Origin of the sequence: Paraburkholderia hayleyella (genome assembly GCF_009455685.1) — a bacterium.
In the GTDB taxonomy this organism is placed as follows: domain Bacteria; phylum Pseudomonadota; class Gammaproteobacteria; order Burkholderiales; family Burkholderiaceae; genus Paraburkholderia; species Paraburkholderia hayleyella.
In genome coordinates, this window is record NZ_QPES01000001.1 from 822,847 (window position 1) to 843,831 (window position 20,985).

Annotated in this window: 25 protein-coding genes and 1 pseudogene; 25 read left to right on the plus strand and 1 reads right to left on the minus strand. The window is 60.8% G+C overall.

Annotated features, from left to right (window positions below; translation table 11 throughout):
• Positions 1-39: 39 nt before the first annotated feature.
• From GH657_RS03750 to GH657_RS03820, 15 genes and pseudogenes are all read left to right on the plus strand, one after another.
• A pseudogene (locus GH657_RS03750) lies at positions 40-1,064 on the plus strand (FliG C-terminal domain-containing protein).
• Positions 1,064-1,828 (plus strand): FliH/SctL family protein, encoded by a 765-nt coding sequence (locus GH657_RS03755; protein ID WP_153099478.1) that lies wholly within the window; start codon positions 1,064-1,066, stop codon positions 1,826-1,828. The pseudogene GH657_RS03750 and the gene GH657_RS03755 overlap by 1 nt, the downstream one beginning before the upstream one ends.
• The gene (gene fliI / locus GH657_RS03760) at positions 1,828-3,183 is read left to right on the plus strand and encodes a flagellar protein export ATPase FliI (protein ID WP_153101624.1); all 1,356 of its coding nucleotides are present in this window, start codon (positions 1,828-1,830) and stop codon (positions 3,181-3,183) included. Before GH657_RS03755 ends, fliI begins: the two co-directional genes overlap by 1 nt.
• Positions 3,180-3,632, plus strand: a complete 453-nt coding sequence (gene fliJ / locus GH657_RS03765; RefSeq protein ID WP_174769863.1) for a flagellar export protein FliJ — start codon at positions 3,180-3,182, stop codon at positions 3,630-3,632. Before fliI ends, fliJ begins: the two co-directional genes overlap by 4 nt.
• Before the next feature lie 41 nt (positions 3,633-3,673).
• Entirely contained in the window at positions 3,674-5,029 is a 1,356-nt protein-coding gene (fliD, locus tag GH657_RS03770) for a flagellar filament capping protein FliD (protein ID WP_153099480.1), read from the plus strand.
• A 2-nt stretch (positions 5,030-5,031) separates the two neighbouring features.
• The gene (gene fliS / locus GH657_RS03775; protein ID WP_153099481.1) at positions 5,032-5,418 is read left to right on the plus strand and encodes a flagellar export chaperone FliS; all 387 of its coding nucleotides are present in this window, start codon (positions 5,032-5,034) and stop codon (positions 5,416-5,418) included.
• A gap of 5 nt (positions 5,419-5,423) precedes the next feature.
• Positions 5,424-5,735 carry a hypothetical protein gene (locus GH657_RS03780; RefSeq protein WP_153099482.1) on the plus strand — a complete coding sequence of 104 codons (312 nt, stop codon included), beginning with the start codon at positions 5,424-5,426 and terminating at the stop codon, positions 5,733-5,735.
• Positions 5,736-5,796: 61 nt separating this feature from the next.
• Positions 5,797-7,014 (plus strand): flagellar hook-length control protein FliK, encoded by a 1,218-nt coding sequence (locus GH657_RS03785; RefSeq protein WP_174769864.1) that lies wholly within the window; start codon positions 5,797-5,799, stop codon positions 7,012-7,014.
• A gap of 46 nt (positions 7,015-7,060) precedes the next feature.
• A complete protein-coding gene (locus GH657_RS03790; protein ID WP_153099484.1) occupies positions 7,061-7,522 on the plus strand; it encodes a flagellar basal body-associated FliL family protein in 462 nt (153 codons plus the stop codon).
• A 7-nt stretch (positions 7,523-7,529) separates the two neighbouring features.
• Positions 7,530-8,252, plus strand: a complete 723-nt coding sequence (locus GH657_RS03795) for a FliA/WhiG family RNA polymerase sigma factor (protein WP_153099485.1) — start codon at positions 7,530-7,532, stop codon at positions 8,250-8,252.
• Between the two features lie 29 nt (positions 8,253-8,281).
• Entirely contained in the window at positions 8,282-9,145 is an 864-nt protein-coding gene (gene motA / locus GH657_RS03800; protein ID WP_153099486.1) for a flagellar motor stator protein MotA, read from the plus strand.
• A complete protein-coding gene (locus GH657_RS03805; RefSeq protein ID WP_153099487.1) occupies positions 9,142-10,404 on the plus strand; it encodes a flagellar motor protein MotB in 1,263 nt (420 codons plus the stop codon). Before motA ends, GH657_RS03805 begins: the two co-directional genes overlap by 4 nt.
• 63 nt (positions 10,405-10,467) lie before the next feature.
• Complete coding sequence (flgM, locus tag GH657_RS03810; protein WP_220094828.1) at positions 10,468-10,758, plus strand: flagellar biosynthesis anti-sigma factor FlgM; 291 nt, start codon at positions 10,468-10,470, stop codon at positions 10,756-10,758.
• A complete protein-coding gene (gene flgN / locus GH657_RS03815; protein WP_153099489.1) occupies positions 10,755-11,180 on the plus strand; it encodes a flagellar export chaperone FlgN in 426 nt (141 codons plus the stop codon). Before flgM ends, flgN begins: the two co-directional genes overlap by 4 nt.
• Positions 11,167-11,946: a glycoside hydrolase family 73 protein gene (locus tag GH657_RS03820; protein WP_153099490.1), complete on the plus strand. Its 780-nt coding sequence runs from the start codon at positions 11,167-11,169 to the stop codon at positions 11,944-11,946. The genes flgN and GH657_RS03820 overlap by 14 nt, the downstream gene beginning before the upstream one ends.
• 84 nt (positions 11,947-12,030) lie before the next feature.
• Here the strand turns inward: GH657_RS03820 and flgA are convergent, their stop codons facing one another.
• Positions 12,031-12,774: a flagellar basal body P-ring formation chaperone FlgA gene (gene flgA, locus GH657_RS03825; RefSeq protein ID WP_153099491.1), complete on the minus strand. Its 744-nt coding sequence runs from the start codon at positions 12,772-12,774 to the stop codon at positions 12,031-12,033.
• 303 nt (positions 12,775-13,077) lie between these two features.
• On the opposite strand from flgA, the gene flgB reads away from it, so the two are divergent.
• The 10 genes from flgB (at position 13,078) to flgK (ending at position 20,985) form a co-directional block, all read left to right on the plus strand.
• Positions 13,078-13,446, plus strand: coding sequence for a flagellar basal body rod protein FlgB (flgB, locus tag GH657_RS03830; RefSeq protein ID WP_153099492.1), 369 nt, complete (start codon positions 13,078-13,080; stop codon positions 13,444-13,446).
• Positions 13,447-13,451: 5 nt separating this feature from the next.
• Entirely contained in the window at positions 13,452-13,850 is a 399-nt protein-coding gene (gene flgC, locus GH657_RS03835; protein WP_153099493.1) for a flagellar basal body rod protein FlgC, read from the plus strand.
• Positions 13,851-13,852: 2 nt separating this feature from the next.
• Positions 13,853-14,641 carry a flagellar hook capping FlgD N-terminal domain-containing protein gene (locus tag GH657_RS03840; protein WP_246173994.1) on the plus strand — a complete coding sequence of 263 codons (789 nt, stop codon included), beginning with the start codon at positions 13,853-13,855 and terminating at the stop codon, positions 14,639-14,641.
• The gene (locus GH657_RS03845) at positions 14,638-15,810 is read left to right on the plus strand and encodes a flagellar hook-basal body complex protein (protein WP_153099494.1); all 1,173 of its coding nucleotides are present in this window, start codon (positions 14,638-14,640) and stop codon (positions 15,808-15,810) included. The genes GH657_RS03840 and GH657_RS03845 overlap by 4 nt, the downstream gene beginning before the upstream one ends.
• Positions 15,811-15,814: 4 nt before the next feature.
• The gene (locus tag GH657_RS03850; protein ID WP_153099495.1) at positions 15,815-16,540 is read left to right on the plus strand and encodes a flagellar basal body rod protein FlgF; all 726 of its coding nucleotides are present in this window, start codon (positions 15,815-15,817) and stop codon (positions 16,538-16,540) included.
• A 39-nt stretch (positions 16,541-16,579) separates the two neighbouring features.
• Positions 16,580-17,362, plus strand: a complete 783-nt coding sequence (gene flgG, locus GH657_RS03855; protein WP_153099496.1) for a flagellar basal-body rod protein FlgG — start codon at positions 16,580-16,582, stop codon at positions 17,360-17,362.
• Positions 17,359-18,042, plus strand: a complete 684-nt coding sequence (gene flgH / locus GH657_RS03860) for a flagellar basal body L-ring protein FlgH (protein WP_153099497.1) — start codon at positions 17,359-17,361, stop codon at positions 18,040-18,042. The genes flgG and flgH overlap by 4 nt, the downstream gene beginning before the upstream one ends.
• Before the next feature lie 74 nt (positions 18,043-18,116).
• Entirely contained in the window at positions 18,117-19,199 is a 1,083-nt protein-coding gene (locus GH657_RS03865; protein WP_281349404.1) for a flagellar basal body P-ring protein FlgI, read from the plus strand.
• Between the two features lie 65 nt (positions 19,200-19,264).
• On the plus strand, positions 19,265-19,645 hold the full coding sequence (locus tag GH657_RS03870) for a flagellar biosynthesis protein FlgJ (RefSeq protein WP_153099499.1): 381 nt from the start codon (positions 19,265-19,267) through the stop codon (positions 19,643-19,645).
• Positions 19,642-20,985, plus strand: coding sequence for a flagellar hook-associated protein FlgK (flgK, locus tag GH657_RS03875; protein ID WP_153099500.1), 1,344 nt, complete (start codon positions 19,642-19,644; stop codon positions 20,983-20,985). Before GH657_RS03870 ends, flgK begins: the two co-directional genes overlap by 4 nt.

Genomic DNA, 20,985 nt, shown 5'->3' on the forward strand with positions numbered 1-20,985 from the left:
CCGTCCGCTACGCCGGCACTGGCTGCTTCCGCTGTATCGATGGCTTCCGCGATGTCGTTGGCCGCCGCTTCCACGAGTGTCGATCTCAGCTCCGTTGAGTGCGCCGCGATCGTGTTGCTGAGCATGGGCGAAGAGCCTGCTGCGCAAGTACTGCGTTGCCTGTCGCGCGATGAACTGCTGGAGGTGACGATGGCGATGTCGCGTATGAATGGCGTCAAGGTTGATGCGGTACAGCACACGCTGCAACGCTTTTTCGAGCAGTTCCGCGCGCAAAGCGGCGTGCGTGGTGCCTCGCGCTCGTTCCTGCAACGCTCGCTTGATATCGCGCTGGGGGCGTGATTGCCAATAGCGTGCTGAACCGCATCTATGGCGATGTGATCGGGCCGAAGATGGCTCGCCTGCAATGGGCCCAGCCGCAATGGCTGGCTGATCGCCTGGCGCGCGAGCATGTGCGTATGCAGGCGATGTTCCTGGTATTCCTGCCACCCGAGCAAGCCAGCCTCGTGATTCGTGCTTTGCCCGAAGCCAGCCGTGAACGGGTCTTGCTTAACATCGCACGGCTGAAGGAAATTGATTACGACTTGCTGCGCGATCTCGAAACCGTGGTGGACCTTTGTCTGGAGAACCTCGGTACGCAAAGCACCGCAGTGGAAGGCGTACGTCAACTGGCGCAAATCATCAACCGTATGCCGAGCGGACAGATGGAACTGGTTGAGCTGCTGCGTGCTCATGATCCGGATCTGGTGGCAGAAGTTGAAGAGCAGATTTACGATTTCTCGATCCTCGCGCGCCAAAACGATGAGGTGATTGCCGTCATCCTGGATCAGGTCGATAACGACTTGTGGGGCTTGGCATTGAAGGGCGCCGATGCGGCACTGCCTGCCGCACTGATGCGCGCGATGCCACGCCGTGCGGTACAGGCGTTCGAAGAAATGCTGCGGCGCACGCCACCGGCACCGATGAGCCGTGTCGAACAGGCACGCCGCGAGATCATGGAGCGCGTCAAGGAACTTGCCGAAGGCGGTGAGCTTGAGCTGCAACTGGTTGCGGAGGAGGTGGTCTGATGAAGCCCGCCAAGTCTTACCGCCGCTATGTGTTTCCTCCCTTGGCGCGCTTGCGCGCACGCATGGAGCCGCTGCCTGACGGCACGGAGCTGGTTTTTACGGGCGTGGCTTCGGCTATCTCGGAGGACATGCTGGAAGAGTCGCGTCAATCGGGCTATCACGAGGGTTACCAGGAAGGCTATGAACGAGGCCGGACCGCGACCAGGGAAGCAGGGCAGCGTGACATCAACAGCGCGCTGGCGGAGATGTCCAGGCCGCTTGAGGCGCTGATCGCGGGCTTTACCCAGGTTCAGGAGGACTACCGGGCTGCGGTGCGTAACGAAATTGCCGCGCTAGTGGAGAAGGCAGCCCGTCAGGTCATTCGTGCTGAACTGGAACTGCGCCCGGAGCAACTGTTCGCCTTCGTGGACGAAGTGCTGGCCGAGATGCCCAAGGCGCCAGAGACAGTTGAAGTGCGTTTGAACCCAGAGGAGTATCAGCGCATTCATGAGCTGCTGCCTGAGCATGCACGGCACTGGCATCTGACGCCGGATGCCCGTCTGGCGAGCGGTGAATGCCGCGTCGGCGCGGGCGAACGCGAGATGGATGCGGGCTGTGGCCAGCGCCTGAGTGCCTGTATTGAACAGATCAACCAGTATCTGAATGGCGCGGCGTTCGAACCGGGTGTGGCCTCGTCGACCGATGATGTACAGGTCAGCACTAGCACTATCGAAAGCGCAAGTGCGGCCGTGCACGACGATGCAGCACGGACGGAGAACGCATGATGACGGCCCCAGTTTTTGCTGCCAGCAACAGTGCCAATCCGGCGACATTCAGCAAGACCCTCAGCAGCCTGGAGTTCAACGATGTCCCCGTCGCCCGCGCGGTCGGCCGTTTGAGCGGTGTCTCGGGCATCGTGCTTGAAGCCACGGGCTATCCCTTCGAAACCGGCCAGCAAGCGCGCATCGAAACCTCTTCGGGTACATGGCTGGAGGCGCGCGTGGTGGGTTTCCGCGAGCAGGTGTCCTATCTCATGCCGTTTCGCCGCCCTGCGGGGCTGGTCGCGGGTGCACGCGTGCTGCCCGACGATGGCGCACAGCGCGTATTGCGGATTGGCCCGAGCTGGCGCGGTCGGGTGATTGACGGTCTCGGTGAGCCGCTGGATGGCTTCGGCGCGCTCGGCGGTGACGTGCCGCTATCGCTGCAGCCACAGAACATCAATCCGCTGAAAAAGCGCCCCATCGACGGTGTACTTGACGTCGGTGTGCGGGCGATCAACGGCATGCTCACGCTGGGACATGGTCAGCGTGTTGGCCTTTTTGCGGGCAGTGGTGTTGGCAAAAGCGTCTTGCTCGGCATGATTACGCGCCAAACCGATGCCGATGTCGTGGTGGTGGGACTGATTGGCGAGCGTGGCCGTGAAGTGCGCGAGTTCGTTGAACATGCGCTCGGCCCGGAAGGCTTGCGCAAAGCCGTTGTCGTGGTTGCCCCGGCCGATGAATCGCCACTCATGCGTCTGATGGCGACGGAGTTGTGTCACGCCGTGGCCGCGCATTTCCGCGATGCAGGCAGCAATGTGCTGCTGCTCGTCGATTCGCTGACGCGCTATGCGATGGCGCAACGCGAAATGGCACTGGCGCTCGGTGAGCCGCCTGCCACGCGTGGTTATCCCCCCTCGGTATTTGGCCTGTTGCCGCAACTGGTGGAGCGCGCGGGCAATGGCGAAGGCGTGGGCAGCATGAGCGCGATTTACACGGTACTGGCCGAAGGCGACGACGAACAGGACCCGGTGGTCGATACCGCCCGCGCGATTCTCGACGGCCACATCATGCTGTCGCGCGATCTTGCGTCCCAGGGCCACTATCCCGCCATCGACGTAGCGCGCTCGGTAAGCCGCTGCATGACTCAGGTGGCCGATGCCGGACACGTGCGCGCCGTGCGCGAGCTCAAGGATCTGATGTCCCGCTATGCCCAGGTGCGCGACCTGATCCCGCTGGGCGGCTATGTCGCCGGGGCGGACCCGCAAACCGACCGCGCGGTCGAATGCTATCCGCAGATCGAGCGCTTCTTGCAGCAAACCAATACCGAAGCCGCACCGTTTTCCGACACCGTAGCCCAACTGGAGGCCCTGCTCCGATGACAATCGAACGCACTGTGACTAGCCTGGCTCGGCTTGTCGCGCTACGCGGCCGCGAAGTGGACCGTTTGAGCCTGGATCTGGCAGGCAAGCGTGCTCAATGCGAGCGCCAGCGCCACACCCTGGCGCGGATGGAAAACCTCAAGGACAGCATGGAGCCTGGCATTGTTGCCGATGCCCGTGGCTATAACCCGGCGCTTGCGCTTAATCGCGCGGACTATCAGGTCGTTTTACAAGATTTGATTGAGATGCAGCGCGCAACGCTGGTGCGTCACGAGACAGACGTGGCAGAGAGCCACGATGCGTTCTCGCATGCCGCGATCAAACACAAGAGTCTCGATACGGTGCTGCAGCGCAAGCAACAGATGCTGCAGCAAGCCCATGCGGTGCGTGAGCAAAAGCGCCAGGACCAGATGGCAACGCAGGCGTGGTTGCGCCAGGCTCATCCTTGATCGAATCCGATTGAATAACGTCAGGCAATAAAGGAGTTCCTATGTCGATACTGGATGGCAACAAGCCAGCAATGCTAGCGGAGCAGTCAACGATGCTCTACATGCAGAACGCCACCGCGCGGCTGCATAAGCAAATGGAAAACAGCAAGGCGGCAAAGGAAGGACTAGCCAAGCTGCAAGAAGCGCTGAGAAACTTTGAGACTGCGCTCGGTGGCCTGACGAAAGAAATGGTCAAGCATAGTGGCGTGTTGTCGAATCCCGCGTTCGGCTCGGTCACGGTAGGCTCAAACGCGAGGCCTGGCAGCTACTCGTTTTTCGTCGAGCAACTGGCCAGCGCACATCAATTGTCGTTCTCTGGAATGCCGAGCGTGGCCGCCGCCGGTGCGGGCACATTGGGCATCGGGCTGGCGAATGGCGAATCGATCGATGTCGATATTTCGAAGGCGAATGTCGATAGCAATGGCAATGTCACCCCAGCCGAGCTGGCGCGTGCGATCAATCAGGCGAGTGGCAACGAAGGCCGGGTGAATGCCTCGGTCGTGACGATCAACGGCACGCAACAACTTGTGTTGACCGCAGGCAAGAGCGGCACCGAAAACAGTATCACGCTGGATACGAGTGGGATTGCTGATCCTGCACTTGCCGCTTCACTGGGAAGCTCGAAAGAACTCTCGCCAGCCCGGAACGCCGTGTTTTATCTCGGCGACAAGGCTAGCGGCGCACGGGTTGAGCAAAGCAGCAATACCTTTAGCGGAATCGATGGTGTCAGCGTGACCTTCACCCAGGTGACAGGAAGCAACGATCCGCTGGTACGGCTTGATGTCACGCTCGACCAGGCCGGTACGGCTGAGAACGTCAAGAGCTTTGTCAACGCATACAACGCATTGTTTGAAGCGTTGCGCACGTTGACAGCCAGCGGCGGCGAAACAGCCGCAGCAGGGCCGCTTGCCGCCGATGCCGGGGTACGGGCGTTGCAGCAGCGCCTGAATGACCTGCTGCGCGGTCAGGTCAATGGTGTGCGGCTGCTCGATTACGGCGTGAGTGCCGATCGCGCTGGCGTGCTGTCGGTGGACAGTACCAAGCTGAACGCCGCACTGGAAAAAAGTCCGCATGGGCTGGCGGGCCTCTTCGATGGCAAGAACCAGGGGATCGGTGAGTCCATGAATAGTTATCTGAAAACATGGCTGTCGCCGACTGATGGACATTTGAAGAAACGTCAGGAATCGATACAGGTCATTGAGAAATCCTTGAGCAAGCAGGAAACCTCTCTTCAGGCCAAATATGATCAAGTCTACAAGCGCTATCTCATCCAGTTCACGCGCGTTGAGCAACTTGAGAGCCAGATGAAGCAAACGCTCGCACTGTTCGATGGCCTGCCCACCTTCGGAGGGAAATAAGCATGGATTACACCGGTTACGGGGGATATCAAGCCTCGAACCTCGAAGCGCAGACAGCCAGTGCGTCTCCCGTGCAACTGGTCATCGTGCTGATGACCGGGTTGCTCGACGAAATGGCCCGCGCTCGCGCGCACATCGAGGCCAGGCGCTATGAAGAGAAAGGCGTGAGCATCAACAAATGCATCGACATGCTGAATGGTTTGTCGAGTGCACTGGATTTCGAATCGGGCGCACCGGTGGTGATCAATCTGGCGCAGCTCTACGAATACTGTTCCTGGCGTCTGAACCAGGCTGGGGTCACGCTCGATCCGACGCTGGTGGACGAGGTGACGGATCTTATAACCACTTTGCTGGATGCCTGGCAAGGTGTTGAGCAGCGTAACGGATGACATTCATGGACCGAACAGAAAACCTGTTGCAGCTTGCTGTGCGGCTGCGTGACTCCACGTTGCGGAAAGACTTCCGCTCGCTCACGGTGATCAACCGTGAGGTTCAGACCGAGATCAATGGGGTCTCGGATAAACCGTCACTGAATCATTCGGAGCGCCAGGCGCTGGCGCTGGTCAAGATCGCTCATCAATCCGCTGTGGCACTGCTGGTGAGCGAGTCTGGCCGTCTGGTGAATGAAATGGTGGGGCTCGGCGAGCGCCGCGTGGGAATGGAAGCGTATGCGTTGCATGCAGCGCACGAGGAGGACCGGTTTTGATTTCGCCTGCAATGATGGAGCGCGCGGGGGGCAACCCCGGACGAAACCCGTCGCGCTAGCGATGGACACGGCTTCCGCCACGAGCGGAGCGCCTGAGACCACATCGCTGTTTAGCCTGGCTACCGATGCGTCTGGTGTGATGCCTGGCGCGGTGAGCGGGGCGGGTGAGACGACGCCCGCTTGGGACGATGAATTTGATCCGGCCGCTCCTGGCGCGCAATTTGAAGGCGCGTTATTGACGGCACCGGAACTGGCCGCTTCAGGACAATTTTTAAGCCAGTTGTTGACGCAGCAAGAGAGCGTGACGCATGGCGCACCCGATGCAGGCGCGACGGCGAACGCGACGGCGCCTGTCACGGTGAATTCACTGGCCAACGCCAGGTTGCCCCAGGCTGCGCTAGCGGCTGATGCAGTGCCTGACACGACAACGCAAGGCAGCGCGTCTGACGTGCCGTCCGCCATGCTGCGGCAACAGCTTGCCGCAGCCTCGCGGCTCTCGGGGCTCGAGCTTGACGCGCGTTCGTTTGCCTCATCGGCGGCCACGGCTGCGCAAACGGCCATGCCGTTTCTCGCGGAACAGTCCGGATTGAGGCGTGCGGTAGCGGTACGCGAGCTTGCGGCAACGGCCTCGTCTACCACGACAACGGCAGCCTCATCGGCAGCCGCGCCCATCACACCGCTGGCTGCCGCATTGACACAAGCGCTGCGTGCCCAGTTCGCAGAACGTGTTCCCGCGCTGGATGGCACAGGCCTCGCCGGGGCGCGCCGCGATGCGGGCGAAGGTTCAGCCATGACAGCGCCACTGCTCGACCTCGGCTCATCGCATACGACGCTGAGAAGCGCCCAGGCTAACGGCGCTGCGCTGGCCACAGCCGATGGCCCAGAACAAAAGCTGCTGCAAGTACTGGGCGAGCGCATCAGCATGCAAGCGCAGCAAGGCGCGCAACGTGCAGTGATCCGGCTTGATCCACATCTCGCCGGCAGCGTGATGATCGAGTTGCGCCATGAAGCGGGTTCGGTGCAGGTGCATCTGTCGGCTACGAACAGCGACGTCGTGCGCCAGTTACAAACCATCAGCGAAGGATTGCGCCAGGAACTCGGCAATCGCCAGTTCAATGACGTCACGGTGCAGGTTAGTTCGGCTCGCTCAGGCCAGCACGAGGGTAACGGCCAAGGCCGTGACGCACGTGAGCAGGCCCGCGAGCAGCGAGCTGATGAACCCGGCCAGGGGCTGGCGGCGGCGAGTTTGCCGAACGCGCAGTTCACGTTGCCTTCGTAGCGAACACCTGGTTTGACATGCGGTTTTTCAACGAGAGTGAATTTTGATGAAAAAGATACTGGTGATCTCGGTTGTCGCGTTGCTCGTGCTGGCCGCGGGCGGCCTTACGACCGCCTGGCTGGCCAGGATCGGCCCGTTCAAGACGGATGGACCGGTGAGTGCGGAAGAAAAAAAGGCGATCGCCGATGGTGACTTCCGTTATGTCTCGCTCGACAAGCTGATCGTGATGTTGCGCGATAGCGGCAGTAGCACACGGTCACGCTATCTGGCGATGGATCTGGTGTTCAAGGTCGAAGACGCGAAGCACGAAAAGCATGTCCGCGAGGCGCTGCCACTTTTGCGCGCAACCGCGCACCGTGTGCTCTCGACTTATTCGGTTGAGCAGATCCGGCAGATGAACGTCGATGAACTGGTCGCCGTACTCAAACGCGAATACGTCCAGGCCTATGGCTCAGCAAAACGTTTGCCCTTTGCCGACCTGTTCATCGGCAAGCTGATGGTTGACTGATATGACGATGAGCACGACGACCTATACCGAATACACGCAAGTGCAGCGCGCCAGTGCGGGTCTGGCTCCAGCCGACGAGCGGCGCTGGATGCTGGAATACGGGCCGATGGTGCGGCGTGTGGTGCGCAAGATGAATTCCCACACGGGCAGCGCGATCGATAGTGACGATCTGGAGCAGATTGGCCTCATGGGTTTGCTGGAGGCGTTACGTCGCTACGGTGAGCCCGACGACGAGTTTCCTCATTACGCGGTGGTGCGCGTCCGCGGTGCGATTCTCGATGAACTGCGCCGTCAGGACTGGCGTCCACGTGGTGCGCGCCAGGGGGCGCACCGGCTGCGCTCCGCCGAACGCGCCTTGCGCCGCAAGCTGGGACGCGAGCCAGAAAAGGATGAGTTGTGCGCTGAGCTGGGTATCGATAGCGCGACCTGCGAACAGATATTGCTAGACGACAACGCGCAGGAGCTCATCAGTTTCGATGCGCTACTCGCTGAGCGTGATGGGCAGCATGGTCATGTTCCCGGACACGAAGCCCAGGTGCTGGACCGGCTGGGCCTGGTGCAGGCGCTCAACGCACTGGACCCGCGCGAGCAGCAGGTGATCCAGCTGTATTACGAGTTCGATATGAGTCTGGCCGAGATCGCCGCTGTGCTGGAGCTCACCACCGCACGGGTGTGCCAGATCAACAAGAAAGCGCTGCAGAAAATGCGTGCGTATCTCGATCCGCATTGAGATGCTGATCGGCTAAACAGGAAAGGATCATGCAACAGTTATTGGGTATTTTCATCGTGCTGGGCTGCGTTTTTGGCGGCTATATGTTTATGGGCGGAGATTTCTCCAAGCTCTGGCAGCCCGTGGAACTTCTGATCATCGTCGGCGCTGCAGGCGGTGCGATGGTGCTGGGTAATCCCGCGCACGTACTCAAGGAACTGATGATCCAGTTGCGCAAGTCGACCACCACACGCGCTGAAGATAAAGAGTTTCCGCGCCAGTTGCTGCTTTTGATGTATGAACTGCTGCAAGTTGGGCGCGACCTCAAGGCGCTCGATGTTCACGTCGAAGCGCCTCACGATAGCCCGCTTTTTCAGCGTTATCCGCTGGTGCTCAAGGAGCCGAAGCTGCTGTCGTTCATTGTCGATAACTTCCGCCTGATGGCGATGGGCAAGATCAGCGCGCATGAACTCGAAGGTGTGCTGGAGCAGGAACTCGTGGCGATTCACGCCGATCTCGAACAGCCGTGCAGTTCGCTGAAAAAGATCTCTGAGGCGATGCCTGGCTTCGGGATCGTCGCTGCTGTGCTGGGCGTGGTGATCGCCATGAACAGCGTGAACGAGGGCGCGAGCGCCGGTGAGATCGCCGAGCGCGTGGCTGCCGCGATGATCGGCACCTTCATCGGTATCTTCTTTTGCTACGGCGTGCTGGACCCGCTGTGCAATACGCTCAAGCAGCTCGTCAAGTCCGAGATGTCCGACATGGAGTGCGTGAAAGTCGTACTGGTGTCATTCGCGGCGGGGAAGCCTGCATTGCTGGCGATCGACTCGGGACGGCGTCTGGTGCAAACGGTCAACAAGCCCAGCTTCGTGCAACTTGAAACCTGGATTAACCAGTTGGGGGCCCCCGCGTGAGCGCTCCCCGTCCCGCCGCGAAAGCGAAAGCGGCCAGCCACAAACACGAAACCGTGATCAAGCGGGTGGCACGTCGCCACCATGACGACGATCACGGCGGTAACTGGAAGGTCGCGTTTGCCGATTTCTGCCTGGCGCTGATGTGTCTGTTTTTGCTGCTGTGGGTACTGGGCGCACGCGATGAGGAAAGTACGCGACAAAAGCTTCATCAGCTTGCCAGCAGCATGACGTATGACGGTGGCGATGGGTTCCTCGATGGCGTGCGCGCACCGTTCGACACCACGACGGTGCCGCGTGAGGCGCTGCCCAATGACCCGCCAACCTCGCAAGACGGCAAGCGCCTGGCCGGGCAAGCCTCAGTTCAGGACGAGAGCCGGGCGGGTTCCGATAGTGCCGATAGCGCCGATAGTGCGATCCCCACCCTCGTGCATTACGAATCGCAGGAGGATCTGCACGCGCTGGAAGCGCTGATCAAGGCGCTCGATAGCGATGGCGATCTGGCAGACAACATGCACACTGCAGTCACGCCGCATGGGCTGCGCGTGATGCTGCATGACACCGCACGTACAGGAGTTTTCGAGCGCGGCAGCACGAATCCCAGCAAGCCCTTCGGTGATTTGCTGGAGCGCATGGGCGGGCTCTTTGCGAAAGTGGGCAACTCGTTGCTCATCATCGGTCATACCGATTCCGTGCAGTACCGCAGCCTCGGTGGCTTGCGCGTGCATTCGAACTGGACGCTCTCGAGCGGGCGCGCGATTGCCTCGCGCGAATATTTGCTGCGCGGTGGCCTGGCTTCGAAGCAGGTGCTTCAGGTTGTTGGCATGGCTGACCGTGCCCCACTGTTACCCGATACGCGGGCTGCGGCCAATCGCCGGATTGAGTTTTTAGTGCTGACCGCATCGCGCGCACGGATGCTTGAAGCGATGTACGGCGCACCCAAGACCATCGTGCCGCTGATGGATGGGGCGAACGCGGTCTCCTCCAAACCTGTCGCGCAAGCGGCGGCGAAGACATCGGGTAGTGCCGCTGTGGACGATGACACTAACGTGCTGGGCCGCACTTTGCACGAGGTAGCCCGCAAGTTTGGCCTGAAAGAAGAACCGTTGCCCCACGATGCAACCCTTGATTTGTCCAATGATGGCGCCATCCAGCGCGGTAAGGCAGGGGCCCGCGTTGGCGCCGGCGCGGGCCCGTCAGATCACGCTGAAGGCGCAACGGCAGCGGCTGATTTAAACAATGCAGCGAAAGTGTCGTCCTGATTTGGTGAAGCGGGGTTTCCCGTCCTATTTAATGTCCACATGGGCAAGGTGCAAGGTGCCACGATGCGAATCACGAATTTATCCGATCAGACCATGATTAACGAAACAGTTCCTGCGCGCGACGGCGAGGGCGCGCTGAAGAAGGCTGTACGCGCTGAGCGCGCACCTTCGAGCGAAGGCGCGGGGCGCGATGCCGCGTTACTCAAGGCGACCCAGGCGTCACTGGACAAGACACCCGCGATCGACGCTGCACGCGTGGCCGAAATCAAAAGCGCGCTGAATGCAGGCGAAATCACCTTCGACGCCGACAAACTGGCGAGTCTGATGTTGCGCTATCACGGTGGCCGCAAATGACGATACGCCAGGCGGCTTTACGCCAGGTCATTGCCGGCCTGGCCACGGATCTCGAAACCTGTCGCAAGCTGCAGATCATGCTTGAGCAGCAGTTCACAGTGGCGCAAAAGCTTGACGCGGCGGCGCTTAAATGTCTGGGCGAGGCTATCGGCGTTGAGTTGGAGCGGCTCGAAGCGAACCATCGTGAGCGCAATTCTGTACTGGGTGGCATGCCTGGCGCATTCAAACGGTTATTTGCGACACGTCCGGGCAGTGTGCAACCCGCGGCGCAAGCCGCGCTGGCTGCCCGTTACGCTGAACTGGAAGCGCTGGTCGTGCGCTGCAAGGCTTTGGCCGCACGCAACAGCACGCTGTTGGCGACCCAGTTCGAAACGATGCAGCGTTTGCTGCACGGGGAGAAACATACCTATGTTCCGTACTGACTTTACGACTCAGAGCGGCAGCGGTTTTGCCGCCCCCGAGTTGCCCCAGGCCCGCCATGATGCGGGCCGTCAGTCGTTCGCGGCGGAGTTCAAGGCGCTGCGTAGCGAAATCCAGAGCACGGTGCAAAACGGTTTTGGCAACGCTAGCCTGCCTGGCGCGATGGATGCCCAGGCCGCACAACTCGTAGCCCGTTTGCAAAGTCGTATCGCGGCGTCCGATAGCGCCATCACCCATGGTCCCATTACTGAAGGCGCCAATGCGAAGCAGGCCGTGATGGCGCTGACGCAGAACGGAACCCTGGATGCGGGCCGGCAAGCGTTTCTCGACGACATCATGCCGTGGGCGGCGCGCGCCGGCGCTCATCTGGGAACCTCGCCTGACATCATCGCGGCCCACGCAGCGCTCGAATCGGGTTGGGGACGGCGGCCCCTACAAACCGCACAGGGCCGCTCAGCGCATAACCTGTTTGGCATCAAGGCGACAGGTGGCTGGCAAGGTGCCGTGGCGGATACGCGAACCACCGAGTACGTGAATGGCGCGGCGGTTAGCCTGGTGGATCGTTTTCGCGCTTATCCGGACTACGAAAGTGCGTTTCGGGATTACACCCGGCTGATCAAGGAGAGCCCGCGTTATGCCGCAGCGCTCGGGAGCGGCGATGACGCCCGGGCATTTGCGCGAGCGCTGAAGCAAGGCGGCTATGCGACCGACCCGGCGTATGAAGCCAAGCTCGTGAGCGTGGCGCGACAGATTCAGGCGCTGCGCTAACGCAGCTAACGCGTGTCACACGCCTGCTTTGCAAGAGCGAAAAACGCTGCGGTGCGAGTTTCAGTTTCAGTTGCAGCGCGAGTTTTAACGCGAAGCCGGGCCAGCGTTTGCGTTTGCCCCTGTGCCGAGGGGCTCGACCACACCCGCGCTCGTCACGCGGGCATGAATGACCTTGCCCGTGCTGGCATTGCGCACACGAATCACGTCATCTTGCGCCCCCCCCTGGAGCGCTGTTCCTACCGCCCGAACTTCGACGGGGCCGATGCGCGCCACAATCTGCACGGCCTGTCCGCGCCGTACCGCTTCAGTGCTTTTTAAAAAACGTTTCTGAATCACCTGGCCTGGCTGCAACGAACGCCGGCTGCTGCGATGCGCGATGTCATCGGGATTGGTCAGCGCATCGGGCGTGAGCGCCAGATCACGCTCGGCAAGGGTGACGTCACGTGCACTCAACGCCTGGCCGTGGGCGATGGCATGGGTGCTCACCAGCAGCTTGACGTAGACCTCGGGGCGCACCTGATACACCGTGGCACGGCCCGTGCCTGGGCAGCGCACCGCAAAACGCAGACGGTTGAGCGCGCGGGTTTCAGCGGGGGTGATTGCGTAGGGCTCAGCGCAAGCGGGCGCCGGACGGCGGTTGGGCAGCACGGTGGCCGTGGCGCGCAGCAGATCGGTCTTGCGCCGCTGCATTTCCTGCTTCAGCCAGCTCAACGCGGCTTGCTGCACCTGCGCTTCGGTTTCAGGCTGGGAGGAAGGGGCTTGCGCCTGCGTGTGGGTGGCGAGCAGTAGAGCGATTCCAGCAATCAGCACACGGGCAACCGGCTTCATAAGGCTCGACCTCGCAAGGGGTAATGCCCAGGATTATAGGGCTGCCTGGCGCTGCAACCCTTTTGTCCGCGCGTAGCGAATATTGGCTTGAGGTCTGGCCTCACGTCACATTGCACATCACCTCTCCCCTCAAACACCCATTCGGGATACAGGGCACAGGACGCGAACACGTCGTCATTAAGGAAGTTTTCAGATTTCTCGCCGCGCAAGCGGCCGACTCTTACCCTCACCTCTGTCATCAGGAATCAGGATCAAGTTGCCCACGCATTCGAGCTCGGGCGCTTAACAGAGGGAGCTACCACGATGGGACTCAGTTTCGACCAGGCACTTGGGGTTCACCCCGCTGCGCTGAAGCTGCGCGCGGAACGCACCAAGGTTCTCGCATCGAATATCGCTAACGAAAGCACGCCCGGTTATCAGGCGCGCGACATCGACTTTCGCCGCAGTTTGCAGCAGGCGCTCTCCAACTCCACAGCGGCGGCACCCCTGGGCTCAGACACGAACGAGATGCTGTATCGCTTGCCAACCCGTGCTTCGCAAGATGGCAACACGGTGGTGCTGGGTACCGAGCAAGCCGAGTTTTCGCAAAACACGATCGATTTTCAAACCAGCCTGCGTTTCCTGAACATGAAGTTCAAGGGTTTGCAGGCGGCAATCTCAGGCAATGGGTGAACGACATGAGCTTTAAAGACATCTCGCGCATCGCCGGCTCGGCCATGACCGCACAAACCGTGCGGCTTAACACCGTCGCCAGCAATCTTGCCAACGCGGGCACGGCGGGGACCGAGGAAACCGCCTATCGCGCCCGCAAGCCCGTCTTTGCCGCCGTGCCCGAAGGGGGCGGCACACGGGTCCAGGTGCTCGATGTGATCACCAGCAACGATCCGCCGGTAGGTCGTCACGAGCCCGGTAACCCGCTCGCTGACGAAGACGGCATGGTGTTTTATTCCAACGTCAGCCCCGTTGAGGAAATGACCGATTTGTTATCGGCTTCACGCGCGTTTTCCACCAACATCGAAGTGCTGGCTCGGGTCAAGGGCATGCAGCAGGATCTGCTCAAACTAGGCGAGGGCTAAGCATGATGAATTTGACTCCAGCGATGCGCTCCGCACACGCAAACGCTAACCCCGGTGTCGAGCCGCTGGCCGCAGGAGGTCAGCCGGTATCCAGGGCAGCCGTCCCGCCTTCATCCGCTCCACCAGGACCGGATCACGGGTCCGGCGAAACACCCAAACCCAAGGAAAACGAACTTTCCAATCTGTTTACGACGTTGCTGGTCGCGCAGATCCAGAATCAGGATCCGCTGGCGCCGATGGAGGCCAGCCAGTTCGTCACGCAGTTCGCACAGATGCACCAGATCGAGGTGATGCAATCGCTGGTTAGCACCAGCCTCGCCAGCGCTGCGCTGCAAGAAAGCATGCTGGTGGTGTCGCTAGGTTCTCAAGTGGGTTCACAAGTGATGGTCGTGACGGATTCGTTCGAGCTGGGCTCGGAGCCGGTCAAGGGCGGCCTGACGCTAGAGCATGCCGCAGCCGACGTGAATCTCATTCTGACTGGCCCCGATGGCCAGGAACACAAGATTTCGCTGGGAGCGAAAGACTCGGGTGACGTGAACTTCACGCTCGATCCCGCTGAACACGGTCTTCCTCCTGGCCAGTACGCGGTGCGTGTCGAGACCGACGTTGGCGAGAAACCGCTGGTCGAAATACAAGGCGAATTGCAAGGCGTTCGCCTTGGGCCGGACGGCAAGATCGTCTTGAGCATTGCGGGTATCGGCGAGTGCGATACCGCTTCGATTACACGCTTCCTTGGCCGCTTGAATGGGTCAGGCGAGACACCTCCCACCAAAAAAGGATTCTGGTCATGAGCTTCAATATTTCTCTTTCGGGCATCAATGCGGTCAACGACCAGCTGAGCGCAATCAGCAACAACATCGCCAACAGCGGCACGTATGGCTATAAGTCAGGCCGGGCGAACTTCTCGTCGAACTACATCAATGCCCAGCCCTCCGGCGTGTCGGTCGGTTCGATGTCGCAGTCGATCGACCAGACCGGCAACTTTTTCTCTACGGGCCGTGGCATGGATGCCGCGATTCAGGGCAGCGGCTTCTTTGTCACGCGCGGCAGCGATGGCGCGTTGCAGTTCTCCCGTGCGGGCATTTTCAACACGGACAAGGACGGCAACGTCGTCGATTTTCTCGGCCGCAAGGTGCAAGGCTATGGTACGGACGGTGGCGTGATGGGCGACCTGAAGGTGCCTGCCGGATCGGTTCCGGCCTCCGCCAGCAGCAGCCTCGATTACGTCGGCAACATGTCGGCGGACTGGGAGCAGCCGAGTGTCACGCCCTTCGACAAGGACAACGCAGAAACCTACAACGGGATGTCGGTGGCGACCGTGTATGACTCGCTGGGCCGTAAGCACACCGTGACGCAATATTTTGTCAAAGGTGCGAACAACGAGATGGAAGTGCATTACGCCATGAATGGCGATATCAAGGGCACGCCGGCGAAGCTGGATTTTGATACCAACGGCAAGCTCACCTCTCCTACGGGCCCGGTCAAGTTTGACCTGGGTACGCCGCCTGGCGCCGAGCCGATGGTGCTCGACATCAAATATACCGGCACGACGATGTTCGCAGGCGAGCAAAGCACGGCGACCAACCGTACCGACGGCTATGCCGCGGGCACCATGAACGGCGTGCAACTGGCCGAGGATGGCTCGGTGGAAGTGCAGTACAGCAATGGTCAGAAAGTCACGGCAGGCCGCCTGGTGATTGCGACCTTCGCCAATGAGAACGCGCTCAAGCCGATCTCAGGTTCGGCCTGGGCGATGACGGCGGGAACGGGCGAGCCGTTGTACTCGGTGCCGGGTACCGGCATGGCAGGCAAGCTGGCGATTGGCGCGCTTGAACAGTCGAATGTCGACATGACCGCCGAACTCGTGCAGTTGATGGGCGCGCAGCAGAACTATCAGGCGAACTCGAAGGTGCTTTCGACTGAAAACGAAATGATGCGCACCTTGATGCAGGCGCTGTAACGCCATGGACGCCTTTATCTACACGGCGATGAGCGGCGCGGACCAGGCGTTGCTCGCTCTGAACGTGCGCGCCAACAACCTCGCCAACGCGCAAACCCCGGGCTTTCGCGCCGATCTGATCTCGATGCAAAGCAAGAAGGTGCAGGGATATGGCTACGACTCGCGCCAGGACGTGCAGGTCGACCGGATGGCCGTGAATGCCGAGCCGGGCCGTCTCACCGAAACAGGCCGCAAGCTCGACGTCGCCATTGATGGCCCAGGTTACCTCGCGCTCGATGGCCCGGACGGCATCGTTTACACCCGCGCGGGCAGCATGATTCTTGAGAGCGACGGTTCGCTGACGTTAGAGGGCTTGCCCGTGATGGGCGAGGGCGGCCCAGTGAGTTTGCCGGAGCACGACCTGGTGATGGTGGGCAGCGACGGCACGATCAACGTGCGGCCGCTCGGCGAACCCGAGTTGCAAACCGTCGGCAAGCTGCTGCTGGTGAACCCCGATGCCAGCGACGTGGGCAAGGATGAGAACGGTTTCATCACGTCTATTACCGGAAGCAGCTATGAGGCGGACGACACCGTGCAGCTCAAGGGCGGGCACCTGGAAGGCAGCAACGTCTCAGCGGTAGACGAAATGATGCAGACCCTGGCGCTGACGCGCTCGTTCGAAATGCAAATGCGGCTTTACAAAACAGCGGATGAGCTGAGCGAAGCCGGTAACCGGTTGATCCGTGCTTAAAGGACGCGCTCAGCTGTTTTATAAGGACATACCAACACCATGAATCAGTCACTGTGGATCAGCAAGACCGGCATTCAGGCGCAGGAAGCCAAGCTGCAGACGATTGCCAATAACCTCGCCAACGTCAATACGGTGGGCTTCAAGCGCGACCGCGCGATGTTCGAGGATCTGTTTTACCGCACCGAACAGCCGCCTGGCGCACAGGTATCGGACAACTCGACGGGCGCGGGGATTCAGATCGGTAACGGCACCCGGCTGGTGGGCACGCAAAAAGTGTTCACCGCAGGCAACCTGCAAACCACCAGCCAGGCGCTGGATGTAGCGGTGGTTGGCGGCGGCTTTTTGCAAGTCGAAATGCCTAACGGCGAAACCGGCTACACCCGTGCGGGACAGTTACGGCTGAACGAGCAGGGCCGCATGACGAATGCGCAAGGGATGCCGCTGGTGCCCGCTGTGACGATCCCGCCGAACGCGACGGGCATCACCATCAGCGAGAACGGCATGGTTGCCGTGACCACCGATGGCACGAACTCAACCGACGTCGGCCAGCTGCAACTGGCGAATTTCGCCAACCCGGCAGGTTTGCGTGCGATTGGCGACAACCTGTATCTGGAAACCGTCGCCAGCGGCAATCCGAGCGAAGGCGAACCCGGTGTCGGCCCGCTGGGCAAGATCAAGCAAGGCGCGCTGGAAGGCTCGAACGTGCAGGCTGTTGAAGAGATGGTCGAAATGATTGCGGCACAGCGGACCTACGAGATGAACACCAAGGTGCTGACTGCAGCCGACAACATGATGCAGTACCTGTCGCAGGCCGCGCGATGAGCGCTTCGCCGCTGCTTCGCCATGTTGCCTGGCTGGCCCCGCTGGTGCTGCTGCTGGGCGGCTGCGCCAACCTCAGCCTGGGCGGCATTGGCCCGGCCGAGCCACCGTCCAACGACATGCCTGACACCGCCTGGGAAGTGCGCAAAGGCACGGCGGGCGGTGTGTTCGTCGCGGATCAGGCGTGGTCGCTGACCTCCGATATTCGCGCTTTCCGTGCGGGTGATGTGCTCACCGTCGAGTTGCAGGAATCGACCCAGGCCAGCAAGAAGAGCGGCACGCAGATCGGCAAGAACAGCGACGTGGCGGCGAAGAAGCCTGCGGTATTTGGCATGGCGTTGCCATTCGATGCTTCAGCCGGGGTCAAGCGTGGCTTCGACGGCTCCGGTTCGAGCTCACAGCAAAACACCTTGCGCGGCTCCGTCACCGTGATCGTGCAACGCGTGATGCCGAACGGCCTGTTGCAGGTGCGGGGTGAAAAGACCTTGTTACTGAACCAGGGCGAGGAAACCGTGCGCTTGACCGGCTATGTCCGCTCCGCCGATATCGACACCGATAACCGCGTGTCGTCGCAACGTGTGGCGAATGCACGGATTCAGTACTCAGGTAAAGGATCGCTGGCGGAAGCGAATCAGCCAGGCTGGCTGATGCGCTTTTTCAACAGCCCATGGATGCCGTTCTAAATGCGGCCAGACTCACTCGAACACGATCAGGATGACCAGGAAAGCCGATGAAAACGAACAGAATCGCTGGATGGATGCTGGGCCTGGTCCTTGCGCTGAGCTTGCCAGGCGCATGGGCGCAAAGCATCGGTGCGCTGGTGAATGTCGAAGGGCTGCGTGAGAACGCCCTGGTGGGCTACGGCATCGTGGTTGGCTTGAGTGGCACCGGCGATGGCACTCAGGCGAAGTACACCACGCAATCGATGGCGAACATGCTCAAGCAGTTCGGCACCCGGCTGCCGGATGGCACCAACCTGCGCTCACGCAATGTGGCGGCGGTGATGGTGAGCGCGACCTTCCCTTCCGGCTACCGCAAGGGACAGGTGATTGATGTCACGGTGTCGTCGCTGGGCGATGCCAAAAGCCTGCGCGGCGGCACCTTGCTCATGACGCCGCTACGCGGTGCGGACAGCGAGGTGTATGCGCTGGCACAAGGCAACCTCGTGATTCCCGGCATCGCGGTGCAGGGCCGCAGTGGCTCGAGTGTGACCGTGAATACCGCTACCACCGGACGCATTCCACGCGGCGCAACCATCGAGCGCGAGATTGCCACTGACTTCGATAGCACACCATCGGTGCGGCTCAACCTGAAGCGGCCCAATGTGCAGACCGCCACGAACATCGTCGAAGTCATCAACCGCGCTTTTAAGCGCGACATCGCCACAACACTGGACGCAACTTCGGTTGATGTCGTGGCTCCGGACGATCCGACCCGGCGCGTGGCCTTCGTGGCGCAGCTCTCGGCGCTCAATGTGACCGCAGGCAAGGAACTGCCACGCATCGTATTTAACTCCCGCACGGGGACCGTCGTTATAAGTCAGGGAGTCACTGTCAAACCTGCCGCGGTGTCCCACGGTTCGCTCAAGGTGACCATCGCCGAAGGCTTTGCTGTCAGCCAGCCCAACGCGTTGGGTGAAGGCGAATCCACGGTGGTGCCCGTGAGTGATCTGAAGGTATCCCAGGCAGGTGGGCGCGCGTTTCAGTGGAAGAGCGGCACGAGCCTGCAGGCGATTGTGGACACGATCAACAGCACCGGAGCGACGCCCGACGACTTGATGGCGATCTTGCAGGCGCTCGACGAGGCTGGCGCGCTTTCCGCCGAACTGGTCGTGATCTAGAGAATTGACTGAATGCCTCAAGGCTACAGGTGGCCATTTAGAACCCACGTATCAAGGAGCGCCAGATGTTAGTCACACCACTGGACCCGATGGCGCTTGCCCAGGCGAGCGCATCTACCCCACTTGAACTCGTGCGCGGCAATGCCGGCACCCGTGCTGATCCGCAGGATCCCGCTTACCGGCGCCAGGTCGAACAGGCGGCTGAACAGTTCGAAGGCATGTTCATCAACCAGATGCTTAACGCCATGCAGCAGGCCAACCAGACTTTCAAGGACGCCAACGGCGCAGACACCACGAGCGACAGCATGCTGGCCTATGCTAACCGTGCGGTGGCCGATTCGATTGCTTCGCAGCGCGCGTTTGGCATCGCTGATTGCCTGATCGCACAAATGCTGCCTCCGGCTGATCCAGCCCCATCCTCTTCTTCTACGGAATCCGAATCATGAGCCTGATCCATATTGGCCTGTCGGGCACACGCGCGGCTCAGGCCCAACTCAACGTGGCGGCGCGCAATACCGCTAACCTCAATACACTCGGCTATACCCGTCAAGGGGTCTTGCTGGGCGCAAGGCCGAACGGCGGCGTGGAAGTGCTCTCGACGATTCGCTTTGCCGATATCTACAAAACCCAGCATATGTGGTACAGCAACTCCGCATTTGGGCAGCAAAGTGCTTCAGCGTCGTATTACAACCAGCTCGAGAAAGTCATGAACCTTGAGGACGGCAGTCTTAAGGCCGGGCTCGATGGCTTTTTCGGCGCGCTCGACGCCGTCAGCGCCGATCCGACGTCGGGGCCGCTGCGCGAGCAGGTGATCAGCTCGGCGACGATGCTCACGCAAAGCTTCAATAACCTGCGCCACATGATGGCCGGCCAGCTCGACATGCTGCGCCAGCAAAGCAGCACGGCAGCCAGCCAGATCAATTCACTGGCGCAAACGGTGGCGAACCTGAACCAGAAAATCGCCCAGTCCCAGAGCAGCGGCGCGACACCATCCGAGCTGATCGACCAGCGCGATGCTGCCATCGACCAGCTTTCAGGTTTGGTCGACGTGCGCGTGATTCATCAACCCAATGGCGCAGTCGACGTGACCTTCGCTGGCGGTCCGCCGCTGGTGTCGGGCTCGGAAGTGGGTAAGGTGGCCATCGAACATCGCCAGGATGGCACCTTCTCGATCAATCTCGAAGTCGCGGGCACGCGTTTTCCGCTCAACGGACCGAAGCTGGGTGGCACGCTAGGCGGCCTTGCCGATTTTGGCGAAAGCGTGCTGCTGCCGCAAATGGAGGGTCTGAAAACCCTTGCAGGCGAAATCGCCAACCGGTTCAACGCCCAGATCACGGCAGGTTTTGGTACCGATGGCAAGCCTGGCGAGCCGCTCTTTACGTTCGATCCGGTGACCGGGGTGATCGGCGTGAATCCAGCCATCAAGCAGACGCAACTGGGGTTTTCCGGCGATCCAGCCGAACCAGGCAACAGCGACAACCTGCTCAAGCTGATCGCCTTGAGTCATGAAAAAATCAATGTGCCAGGTTTGGGCGAAGTGACAATCGGCGATACCTACACGATGCTGGTTGGCAAGCTGGGCTCGATGAGCCAGCAAAACCAGGCGGCGCTGGCGACCGCGCTCGAAATCCGCAAGAACGCCGAGCTGGACTGGCTCTCGGTGAGCGGCGTGGATAAGGATGAAGAAGCCGTCAACATCAGCGAGTACCTCCAGGTGTATCAGGCGAACATGAAGATCATCGCCATTGCGAAAGATCTGTTCGATACCACACTCAGCAGTTTCTAA